Raw genomic sequence first — 11164 nt, forward strand, 5'->3', positions numbered from 1 at the left:
CCGCCGCCCCCGCCCGTCCCGACTGCGGTGCCCGATCTTCCGACGCCCGCGGCAGGGGAGGAGATCCTGCTCTACCGTGTCGAGGTCCCGGTCTATTCGGCGGTTCCGCCGGTGGCCGAGCATCTGGCCATGACGACACTTGGCACTTTCCATGAACGGCGAGGCGAACAGAGCCTGTTGTCAAACACCGAACTCTCTCCGGTCTGGGGCCGTATCTTCGGCCAGGACGCGAAGATGGGCTGGTCGGGAACGGTTTCGCCGTCGTTCGACGGCACCTTGTTCGGGTTCCAGGGCGGCTTCGACGTGTTTGGCCAGGAAACCGCTTCAGGTGGCGTCGATCGTGCCGGCCTGTTCATCGCCTATGCCAGCATGAACGGCGATGTGCGCGGCCAGGCGCTGGGGCAGAACGATCTGGGCGTCGGCGACATCGATCTCGGCGGCACCAGCGTCGGCGGCTACTGGACCCGTATCGGTCCCGGGGGCTGGTACCTGGACGGGGTCGTCATGGCCACTTTTTTCAGCGGCGATGCGACCTCGACCCGCGACATCGGCACCGATGTCAAGGGAACCGGCGTCACCGCTTCGCTGGAAGGGGGCTACCCGATCGCGCTGGCGCAAGGCTGGACGCTCGAACCGCAAGCGCAACTGATTTGGCAGCATCTATCGCTCGACGATGCCGAGGATCGCTTCGCGTCGGTTTCCTTCGATCTCGACGACAACGTCACCGGACGCCTCGGCCTGCGCCTGCAGGGCGAGACGACATTGAACGGCACCGTGCTGCAACCTTACCTCAAGGCCAATCTCTGGCACGGTTCCGGTGGCACGGATCACGTCAACTTCGACACCACCGACATCTCGACCGAAAGCCGCTCGACCTCGTTCGAATTCGGCGGCGGCGTGACCGCCAAGGTGACGGACAAGGTCAGCCTCTTCGCCACCGGCGACTACACCACCAATCTCGGCGGTGACAAGCGGCGCATCCTTGAGGGCAATCTCGGCGTCAGCATCAAGTGGTGAGACGGCGAAGCTGGCGCTGTTTTCGTGCGTAAAGTCGACGCCGCCCCTCATCCGCCGGCAGGCAGGTGAGGGGCAGCGCTAACGCTGTGCGTTGAGCGAATCCCCCTTGTTCAATTCCCTGAACGCATCGCCACTGTGGCGATGCCGGCGCCAACCAGCAGCGTGCCGCCGGTGCGGTTGAAGACGCGGATCGCCCTAGGGTTGCGCACAAGGTTGCGCGCTCGCGACGCGATCAGCGCGTAGCCGAAGGCATTGGCGAAGGCGAGCGCCAGGAAGGTCGTCTCGAAGATCAGCATCTGCGTCCAGAAATCGGCGTGCCGGTCGAGGAACTGCGGCAGGAAGGCGACGAAGAAGGTGATGCTTTTCGGGTTGAGCGCGGTGACCAGCCAGGCATGCCCCATCATCCTGGCGGAGGACACGGCATCGGTGCGCGGCTCGGCCTTGAGCGCGCCGCCGGCCCGGAACAGTTTTACGCCGAGATAGACCAGATAGGCAGCGCCGATCAGCTTCAGGATCGTGAAGACGGTGGCCGAAGCTGCCAGCAGGGCGCCGATGCCCAGCATGGACAAGGTCATCGCCGTGAAGTCGCCCAGCGCCACGCCGACGGCCATCGGCAGTGCGGTGCGCCATCCCTGGCCGAGGGCATAGGACACGACCAGAAGGATGGTCGGTCCCGGAATGACTAGGAGGATGGTCGACGCGGCAGCGAAGGCGGCCCAGTTTTCGAAGGACATGCTCGTCTCCTTTGAGCTCAAAGAAGAGGATAAATCCTTCGGTCCAGGAGAATGTAAAGCGGTTTGTTTCTACCCCCGCCAACGGCAGTTCGGCGTCAGTCGAGCCGCCCGACAGGTTCACGATCTCGGCGAGAAGCTTGAAATTGATCTTTCAGGTCTTGCACATGGAGGTCCCCCGCTTTTGACACGCTGGCGCCGGGATCATGACCCGCCCGAGGTGATTTCGTGCAGGGCACGCTGGTTGGCGATACCGGAGAGGGCGCAATGGCGCCCAGCCTGTTCGCAAATGCAGGCAGCGCAAGGCCTTCATGCTTTATCAACCATGAATGATGAAAATGCTCGTCATCCGGCCGGACCGTGCTTCCCGCCGACAGCGTAGGGTTTGGGTACATGCGTGAGTTGCCGCAAGGTCTGACGCCGCCGCGAAACGGCGACGCAATCGAAACCGATAGTCTTGTCTCCCGCCGCGCCGTTTTATCCGGGGCAGGGGCGTTGGCCTTACTTGGCGCCGCCGGCTGCTCGACTTCGGGCGGCGGCCTGCCGGCGCTTGAGCTCGACGACACGGTCACCGGCTCTGTGCGGCCGATCCGGCCGAGCATCAGCGTCGACAAGAACATCACCAGCCCCGACCTGATGTACGCATCCCTGAGCGACGGCGGCTTCAACGTGCCCGAGGTGCCCTACCTCAAAATCAAGCCAGAATTCCGCCGCCAGATCGTCGTCGACCAGACGGGCGAAGCGCCCGGCACCATCGTCGTTCATCTCAATGAGCGCATGCTCTACCTCGTCCAGCCGGGGGGCGACGCCATCCGCTACGGGGTCGGCATCGGCAAGGACGGCTTCCGCTGGTCCGGCCGCGCCAACATCCAGTACGGACGGGAATGGCCGACCTGGACCCCGCCGCCGGAAATGATCGCCCGCAAGCCGGAATTGGTAAAATGGCAGGGCGGCCAGCCCGGCGGCCTCACCAACCCGCTCGGGGCGCGCGCTCTCTACATCTATCAGGACGGCAAGGACACCGGCTACCGCATCCATGGCTCGCCCGAATGGTGGAGCATCGGCCAGGCCATGTCGTCGGGCTGTGTGCGCCTGATCAACCAGGACATCATCGACCTCTACAGCCGCGTTTCCAAGAAGAACCCGGTCGTCGTCGTCTAGCTCAAGCCTCACCTCGCGGCCGCTGGCGCGGCCGGTCGTTTCTGCCGTTGCGCGATGGCCAAAGACAAGCGAAGGTGCCTGAAATCCAATCGCCCGGGAGAATTTCACCAATGGCCGGAACTTTCGTCATCGCGCAGGGCGGCGGCCCGACGGCCGTCATCAACCAGACCGTGGTCGGGGCGACGCTGGAGATCCGCAAGCGGCATCCCGGCGCCAAGGTCCTGGGCTCCATCCACGGCGTGCGCGGTATCCGCGACGGCAATTATATCGACCTCTCCGCCGTCCCGGAAGACCGCCTGCGGCTGATCGCCGGAACGCCGAGCGCGGCCCTTGGCTCGACGCGCGACAAACCGGATGCAGCCTATTGCGAGGTCGTCCTCGACGGCCTGAAGAAGGCCGGCGCGGATGCCTTCATCTACATCGGCGGCAATGACACGTCGGGCACGCAGCAGATCCTGACCGATGCCGCCGGGGGCAAGATCGCGTTCGTGCATGCGCCCAAAACCATCGACAATGATCTCGAGGAGAACGACCACACGCCGGGTTTCATCTCGGCGGCCGAGTTCGTCGCCGGCGCTTTCCTGTCCGTCGATCTCGATTTCCGCGCTCTGCCCGGCATCTATGTCGGCATCGTCATGGGCCGGCACGCCGGCTTCCTCACGGCCGCGGCCGCGGCTTGGCAGCTCGATCCCGACAGTGGTCCGCATCTCGTCTACGTGCCGGAGCGGCCGTTCTCGGCCACAGCCTTCATCGAGGACGTGCGCGCCACGCTCGACCGCCACAAGCGCTGCATCGTCGCCGTTTCGGAAGGGGTGAGCACCGCCGACGGCAAGGCGCTGGTTGAAAGCCTGGTCCCGCCCGAGAAGCTGGAGCGCGACCAGCATGGCAATGTCAAGCTATCGGGCAGCGACCTGCCGGCGGCACTCGAGCGGGCGCTCGCCGAAGGGCTGCCGGGCAAGCGCGCCCGCGTCGATGCGCTGGGCTACATGCCGCGCGGCTATGTCGGCGCCATCAGCGCCGTCGACGCGCAGGAGGCGTTCGACGCGGGAGCGTTCGCGGTCACCGTGGCCGAACAGGGCGGCGGCTCCGTGGCGCTGCAATATGACGGCACCAAAACCGTGCTGAAGAAGGTGCCGCTGAAGAACGTGGCCGGCAAGACCCGTCACATGCCCGAGAACTTCATGAAGCCGGACGCCAACCATCTGTCCGACGCCGGCATGGCTTACCTGAAGCGGCTGGTGCCGGAAAAATACAAGGTCGGAAAGCCCTTCGTCTGATGTCGGGACCATACTTGATTCCAGGATCACACCTGATGCGAGGCTCACACCTGATGCCGGGCTCACGCTTGATGCCGGGCCGCTTCTGATGGAGAACTGGTTCAGCAGGAGCATCGTCGACGAGAAGACGACGATGCTGACCGAGCCGTTCGTGCATGACTATGTGCGCGCCAACATCTGGCATCTCACCGGCCGCGACGCCGACCTTTTGGTCGATACCGGCATGGGCATCTGCCCGCTGGCGCCGGAGATCGAAACCCGGGCCGGCAAACCGCTCATCGTCGTCGCCACCCACATCCATCTCGATCATGTCGGCTCGCTGCATGAATTCGCGCTGCGCGCGGGACCCAGGGTGAGTGCCGCGCAGTTCGAGAACATGGATGAGGCGGCGACCTACGCCTACATGTTCCACGACCTCGACGGCGCCGTCTCGCGACTGCCGGCACCGGGCTGGAAGGCTGCGGATTACAAGATCCCGCCAGCGCCGCTGACGCGCACCCTCGACGAGGGTGATGTCGTCGATCTCGGCGACCGCCGCTTCCGCGTGCTGCATCTGCCCGGGCATTCGCCGGATTCGATCGCGCTGTTCGACGAAGCAGACGGCCTGTTCTTCAGCGGCGACGCCATCTATGACGACCGGCTGATCGACGACCTGCCAGACTCCGACAAGTCGGCCTATTGCCTCACCATGCGGCGTCTGCTCGACCTGCCGATCCGCATCGGCCATGGCGGTCACGGCCCGAGCTTCGACGGCGAGCGCATGCGCGAGATCGCCTCGGCCTATCTCAGCCGAGCGGCTGGTCCATAAGCCGGCTCTAAAATTAAATCTTCGTAAGGTCGCCCGAAAACCCTAAATCGGGCCAATCCGCGCCCTAGATGCTGGTTTGTCGATCCGGCCGGCTGCCATGCGCGGCGAGACAGGCAATCCGGCTGTCGACAGCCGACGGGTGTTTTCCCCCGAACCATCCGCGGCCCAGGTTCAACTCTCGCCCGGACAGAACGACCATGTCACCCATAAGCATTCTTCGTAGACATCGCGTCGCGGCCCTGCTGGGCGCTGCGCTGATCATCTCTCCCATCGTGGCCTCCTTCGCCGAAAGCCCGAACGAGGTCCACAACGCCGTCGGTACGACACAGACCCCCGTAGCCGGCGTAGCGGCCCCGAACGGCTCCTTTGCCCCCATCGTGGCAGCCGACAAGCCGGCCGTGGTGACGGTTACGACCGTCATGAAGGGGCAACCGGACGCCATGAGCGATGCCTCGCCCCTGGACGGCGGCGGCTCGCCTTTCGACGATTATTTCCGCCAGTTCTTCGGCGACCAGGGCATGCCCGGGCCGAAAGCGCCGCCGCAGCAGTCGCAGCGCGCCGAAGCGCTCGGATCCGGCTTTATCGTCGGCGCCGACGGCACCATCGTCACCAACAACCATGTCATCGACGGCGCGAGCTCGATCAAGGTGACGCTTGACGACGGTTCAGAGCTTCCCGCCAAGCTGGTCGGCCGCGACGCCAAGAACGACCTTGCGGTGATCAAGATCAAGGCCGACAAGCCCCTGCCGACGGTAAAATGGGGAGATTCTGATAAGTTGATGCCGGGCGATCAAGTGCTGGCCTTCGGCAATCCGTTCGGCATCGGCACCACGGTCACCTCAGGTATCGTCTCGGCGCGCGGCCGCGATCTCCACAGCGGGCCGTTCGACGATTTCATCCAGATCGATGCGCCGATCAACCACGGCAACTCTGGCGGTCCGCTGGTCGATGTGAGCGGCAACGTCGTGGGCATCAACACCGCGATCTATTCGCCGAATGGCGGCAGCGTCGGCGTTGGCTTCGCCATTCCGTCCGACCAGGCGCAAAAGGTGGTCGCCAAGCTGATGAAGGGCGGCGAAATCGAATACGGCTATCTTGGCGTCCAGATCCAGCCGGTGACCCCGGACGTTGCCAGTGCCATAGGTCTCGATCACCCCGGCGGCGCATTGGTCTCCTCGGTCACCGAGGGCTCGCCGGCGGCCGCGGCCGGCATCCAGACGGGGGACCTCATCACCGGCTTCGCCGGCCAGGAGATAAAGGACCCCAAGGACCTGTCGCGTGCCGTCGCCGATGTCTCGCCCGGCAAGAAGGAAACGCTCGACGTCTGGCGCAATGGCAAAACCATGCAGCTTTCCGTCGACGTCGGCCGCAATGGCGACGATGCGCAGACCGCGTCGGTATCTGGTGATTCCGGCGCGCCGGGAAACGGGCAGGGCGCCCGCCTGCCGGCGATCGGGCTCGGCCTGATGGACATCACGCCCGATATTCGCCAGCAGATGAACCTCCCCGACAACCAGCGTGGCGCGGTGGTCGCCGCGGTCAATCCCAACAAGGCGGCGGCGGCTTCCGGCGTCCAGCCCGGCGACATCATTATCGCCGTCAACCAGATGCCGGTGAAGAGCGCCAGGCAGGCCACGCAGGCGATCGCGCAGGCCGGCAAGTCAGGCCGCAAATCGGTGCTGCTGCTGGTGGAACGAGGCGATGCCCAGATCTATGTCGCCGTGCCCTTCGCCAATGGCTGAGACATCGCGTTGACATGAATGCAGGGATGGCGGGCTTGTCGGTCGACGAGCCCGCCTCCCGGCCGGGGATTGACGCTTCAGGCCTTGAAATTCGAACCGCAAGGTAATACCTTCGGGAGACATGGTATTACCGAGGAACGAAGATGGCGACGACCGTTACAGCGAAGGGACAAGTGACCATCCCCAAACCGGTTCGCGATCTCCTGGAGATCGTCCCGGGAAGCAAGGTCGATTTCCGGCGCGCTGCCGATGGCAGCGTGGTGCTGACCCGTGCTGACAAAAAGCAGCCGGCGAGCCGCTTCGCCAAGTTGCGAGGTCATGCCGGCGAGGGGCTCACGACGGACGCGATCATGGCGCTGACGCGTTCCGAACGGTGACGCTCGTCGACACCAACGTTCTGCTCGACGTTGTTACGGACGATCCGAGCTGGGCGGATTGGTCGGTCGCCCATCTCGAGGCAGCGAGCCTCGATGGGCCGTTGTTGATCAATGATGCGGTCTATGCCGAGCTTGCCGTCCGCTACGCACGCATCGAGGATCTGGAGGCGTTTGTCGAGGCGGCCGGTCTAGAAATGGTTCCGATGCCAAGAGCAGCCCTCTTCCTTGCCGGAAAAGCATTTACACAATATCGCAGATCGGGAGGATCCAAGACCGGCGTGTTGCCTGACTTTTTCATCGGCGCCCACGCAGCCGTCGGACGCCTTCCGCTGCTGACGCGTGATGTCGGCCGCTACCGGACTTATTTCCCTTCTGTGACGCTGATCACTCCCTGAATGGCCGTCGGATTTCGCTCCAAAGCGTGTCGCATCGAAATGGGCTCATGCGACGCGCTTTAAGCGGCGTTGCAGACCGCCGAGCGCCGTCGGTCACGCCTCGATATCAAGCGCCGAAAGCGGCTTGGAGCAGCAGGCGAGAATGAAGCCGTCCTCGATCTCGTGATCGAGGATGCCGCCATTGTGGCTCATCTCGACCTCGCCCGAGAGCTTCTTGACCTTGCAGGTTCCGCACAGGCCGAATTCGCACGCGGCGGGGATTCTGACTCCCGAGGCGCGCGCCGTCTGCAGCACCGTCTGGCCGGCGACGCATGCGGCATCGACGTCCGAAATCGAGAACCGGATCGGCGTCGCGGCTTCGACAGGAATGGCTGCGCCGTCTCCGGTCGGCGAGGCGAACGGCGCCGGGATTTCCTCCACCAGCGGCGCTGCAAAGCTCTCCTGATGGTATCTCGCCATGTCGAAGCCGGCGGCTTCGAGCATGCCGCGCACGGCACGCATGAAGGGGTCGGGGCCGCAGCAGAAGATTTCGCGCTCTCGGAAATCGGGCGCCAAAAGCGGCAGCCGGATGGCGTCGATGCGGCCCATATGGCCGAACCAGCCTTCCCGGCTCGACCGCTCCTCGATCATGAAACCGAGCGACAGGCCGGGCATGCGGCTGCCGAGCAATTCCAGCTCCTTGCGGAAGATGATCTCTTCGGGGCGGCGGGCGCAGTTGACGAAGCCGACATCGGTCCATGGCGCGCAGTCATTCAGCCAGCGCAGCATCGACATCATCGGCGTCACGCCGGAGCCGGCCGAGATGAACAGATATTTGGCCGCCGGGTGGCTGTGCAGCGAAAAGTCTCCGGCCGGCCCATACGCCTTGACGTGCGAACCAGGCCTCAAATGGTCGAACATCCAGCGTGTGCCGGTGCTGCCGGCCTGCGCCTTCACCGTCACCGCGATCGAGAATGGCCGTGAAGGCGAAGACGACAGCGTGTAGGTGCGCATCAGCAACCCATCCGCTGTCGGCAGTTCCAGCGTCACGAACTGGCCCGGCTTGTAGCGGAACCAGGTCTGGTTGTCGGAGCGGAAGGTGAAGGTCTTTACATCAGGCGCCTCGTCGCTCACGCCGATCACTTCCAGCACCTGGAGCCTGTCGTTCCAGGGCGCCATCTGATCGAGATGGCGATAGAGGCCGAGATCCGTCATCGCATTCATCCCTTACCTCTCAAGCAACGCTGCGCAGGGCCGGCCGGCCGTCTTCGGCGAGGCGCGGACCGATGAAACGCGCGTACCAGTCGACGAACTGGATGACGCCGCCTTCGTGCAGTTCGGAATAGGGGCCGGGTTCATAGGCCGGCGACAGGATGCCGAAGGCGTTTTCCTCGACGATGCGACGATCCTGGCCGTTGGTCTCGGTCCAGACATGGGTGAGTTCGGCAAGGTCGTAGTCGACGCCCTCGACCGCGTCCCTGTGAACCAGCCATTTGGTCGTCACCGCGGTCTCGGTGGCGCTGATCGGCAGCACGCGGAACGTGACGGCGTGGTCGCCAAGGATGTGGTTCCAGGTCGTCGGATAGTGATAGAGCAGCAAGGAGCCGATGCGGTCGGTGGCAACGCCGTCGGACAGGTTCTTCTTGACCGCGCGTTTTCCCGTCATCGTATAACTGACGGCATCGCGCAGCAGCGGCGCGCGGGTGGCACGGTACTGTCCGGCCGGGTCGATGCGGAACCTGCTCGGCAGGCCGGCCGCCTCGCACTTGGCCCAGTGCGACAGCATCTCCGGGTCGCTGTCGGCGTCTTGCACGCCAGTCACGGTCGGCGCCTCCGGGAAGGTCTTGCAGAGCTCCGGATGGTTGCCGGCGCAATGATAGCATTCGCGGTTGTTTTCCCAGACCAGCTTCCAATTGCCCTTCTCGACGATGGTGCTCTCGAAGGCGACCTTTGCTTCGCGCAGCCGATGCGGCAGCAAATAGGGTTCGATCATCGTCCGCATCGGCGCGAAATCCGCCGGCTCGTCGGCGAGGCAAATGAAGATGTAGCCGCCGACGCTTTCGCAGGCGACCGGCTTCAGGCCGAACTGGCTCTTGTCGAAACCCTCGGCCATCTGCCTGGCGAACAGCAGCCTGCCGTCCAGTTCATAGGTCCACTGATGGTAGGGGCAGACGAGCTTCGCCGCCGTGCCCTTGTCTGTGTTGCAGACGCGGCTGCCGCGATGGCGGCAAGAATTGTGGAAGGCGTTGATGTTGCCCTTCTGGTCGCGCACCAGCACCACAGGATAGTCGCCGATCTGCACGGTGATGAAGCTGCCGGGCCGGGGCAGTTCGCAATCATGGCCGATGAACAGCCAGTCGCGGTACCAGATCAGCTCCATGTCGAGCTTGAAGTAGTCGGGATCGGTATAGAAGGGCTGCTCGAGCGAGAAGCCGTCCCTGCGGCCTTGCAGCCGTTTCAGCATGTCGTTGCGCGCATCCATGTCCTGTCCTCGCATTGAAGTCCTGTCCTCGCATCGAAGGACTGAACGGAGGGGAGAGAGGAAGGATCAAGCCGCGCGCCGGCTTGCGCCGGACATGCACCATCCGCCTCTTGACCGCCCGCCGCGATCAGTCGAGTCCAACATCTCGGGCTGGTTTCCGGGCTCTGGAGCTGTCCTTGCGGACTGTCGCGACACCTTCCCAGGCCTTTGCCCAGTGGTCTCCCGTTGCGACCTGAACTCCACCACCGTTGCGGGGGCAGCGCCGGATTCTGACCGGCTTCCCAATTCTCCGCCTCGTCGTCACGCGGCGGCACCTGAGATGGCAGGATCTAACCATGATCGCCGACTTGTCGTCGGCATGAAAACGACATCGCATCCATGCCGCGCGACACGCATTGGAAACGGCGCGGCCGCCGTTGCAGGGCAGAAAGCCTCAGGTCGCCGCCTCGGATTCCGTCTCGTGGCGGAGGCAAAAAAGGTTAACGGTTTCGAAAAGTGACTGTTAGCGCCCTCTAAAATCGAACCGAACGGTTCGTTTCTGTTGACGATGCGTGCAGGACGGTGTGAACACTGGGCCTTCGACACAGTTGGTGATCGCGCGACGCGTTTGCATAACCAACTGATAGTAAACAGAAAAAAACGAATGTTGAAGGCTCTGGCACAATTTCAAGTGGTGGAAACTTGGTCCACACGGAAAAACTTCGTGATTGGAAATGGCGGTATGGCTTTCCCACATCGGGGCTGTCCGAACGACGCGATTTCCTCCCAAGACACGCCGCTAGACGGACGGAAAAATACTGGAGTATCAAAAAATGAAAAAGATCATTCTCACTGCCGCCGCCCTTCTGGCTGTTTCCGGCAGCGCCTTCGCTAGTAGCGACCATTATGGTTCGAATGCCCCTGCGGCCACCGCCGTCGACAGCTCGTACACCGCTTCGACCAAGAAGTCGGAACCGGCTGCCCAGACGCCTGTCCAGGGTGCCGATCGCAACCTCTTCGGCAACAACTAACAGCCGATCTCCAGTTGACGGCGGGCCTTCCGCCGTCCTGGCGAAATTTGAGAATTCAGGAGACTTGAAATGAAGAAGATCGCTCTTGCTGCCGCCGCCGTCCTGGCCGTGTCGGGCAGCGCTTTCGCCGGCAGCGACAACTATGGCTCCAATGGCGCCAACCAGCCCGCGGCCACTTCGACGGA

11 protein-coding genes, 1 pseudogene and 1 riboswitch are annotated in these 11164 nt (G+C 63.7%); of the genes and pseudogenes, 9 read left to right on the forward strand and 3 right to left on the reverse strand.

What is annotated here, in order from left to right; genetic code table 11:
* Positions 1-1017: autotransporter outer membrane beta-barrel domain-containing protein (locus tag LB541_RS28340; protein ID WP_224620103.1), on the forward strand; the 1017-nt coding region annotated here is incomplete at its 5' end.
* Between the two features lie 110 nt (positions 1018-1127).
* On the opposite strand, the gene LB541_RS28345 is transcribed toward LB541_RS28340, so the two are convergent.
* Positions 1128-1751: a LysE family translocator gene (locus LB541_RS28345; RefSeq protein ID WP_140517779.1), complete on the reverse strand. Its 624-nt coding sequence runs from the start codon at positions 1749-1751 to the stop codon at positions 1128-1130.
* Between the two features lie 390 nt (positions 1752-2141).
* Between LB541_RS28345 and LB541_RS28350 the strand changes: the two genes are divergently transcribed.
* From LB541_RS28350 to LB541_RS28375, 6 genes are all read left to right on the forward strand, one after another.
* On the forward strand, positions 2142-2909 hold the full coding sequence (locus LB541_RS28350; RefSeq protein WP_224620104.1) for a L,D-transpeptidase: 768 nt from the start codon (positions 2142-2144) through the stop codon (positions 2907-2909).
* A 110-nt stretch (positions 2910-3019) separates the two neighbouring features.
* Positions 3020-4186, forward strand: a complete 1167-nt coding sequence (locus LB541_RS28355; RefSeq protein ID WP_140558908.1) for a diphosphate--fructose-6-phosphate 1-phosphotransferase — start codon at positions 3020-3022, stop codon at positions 4184-4186.
* 88 nt (positions 4187-4274) lie between these two features.
* A complete protein-coding gene (locus LB541_RS28360) occupies positions 4275-4994 on the forward strand; it encodes an MBL fold metallo-hydrolase (RefSeq protein ID WP_140501235.1) in 720 nt (239 codons plus the stop codon).
* 197 nt (positions 4995-5191) lie between these two features.
* Entirely contained in the window at positions 5192-6736 is a 1545-nt protein-coding gene (locus LB541_RS28365) for a DegQ family serine endoprotease (protein WP_140558907.1), read from the forward strand.
* A gap of 143 nt (positions 6737-6879) precedes the next feature.
* Positions 6880-7113 carry an AbrB/MazE/SpoVT family DNA-binding domain-containing protein gene (locus tag LB541_RS28370; protein ID WP_140517783.1) on the forward strand — a complete coding sequence of 78 codons (234 nt, stop codon included), beginning with the start codon at positions 6880-6882 and terminating at the stop codon, positions 7111-7113.
* The gene (locus tag LB541_RS28375) at positions 7110-7508 is read left to right on the forward strand and encodes a type II toxin-antitoxin system VapC family toxin (protein ID WP_140558906.1); all 399 of its coding nucleotides are present in this window, start codon (positions 7110-7112) and stop codon (positions 7506-7508) included. Before LB541_RS28370 ends, LB541_RS28375 begins: the two co-directional genes overlap by 4 nt.
* 93 nt (positions 7509-7601) lie before the next feature.
* Here LB541_RS28375 and LB541_RS28380 read toward each other — a convergent pair whose 3' ends face one another.
* Positions 7602-8702: a hybrid-cluster NAD(P)-dependent oxidoreductase gene (locus LB541_RS28380; RefSeq protein WP_140501228.1), complete on the reverse strand. Its 1101-nt coding sequence runs from the start codon at positions 8700-8702 to the stop codon at positions 7602-7604.
* Between the two features lie 19 nt (positions 8703-8721).
* Positions 8722-9969: an aromatic ring-hydroxylating oxygenase subunit alpha gene (locus LB541_RS28385; RefSeq protein WP_140517785.1), complete on the reverse strand. Its 1248-nt coding sequence runs from the start codon at positions 9967-9969 to the stop codon at positions 8722-8724.
* Positions 9970-10099: 130 nt separating this feature from the next.
* A riboswitch (cobalamin riboswitch) is annotated at positions 10100-10302 on the reverse strand.
* A gap of 479 nt (positions 10303-10781) precedes the next feature.
* Here LB541_RS28385 and LB541_RS28390 point away from each other — a divergent pair.
* Positions 10782-10979 (forward strand): DUF680 domain-containing protein, encoded by a 198-nt coding sequence (locus tag LB541_RS28390; protein WP_140501224.1) that lies wholly within the window; start codon positions 10782-10784, stop codon positions 10977-10979.
* Positions 10980-11048: 69 nt separating this feature from the next.
* Positions 11049-11164 (forward strand): annotated as a pseudogene (locus tag LB541_RS28395) (DUF680 domain-containing protein); the annotation flags it as partial.

It is taken from the genome of Mesorhizobium sp. BR1-1-15 (genome assembly GCF_020165475.1).
Taxonomy (GTDB): domain Bacteria; phylum Pseudomonadota; class Alphaproteobacteria; order Rhizobiales; family Rhizobiaceae; genus Mesorhizobium.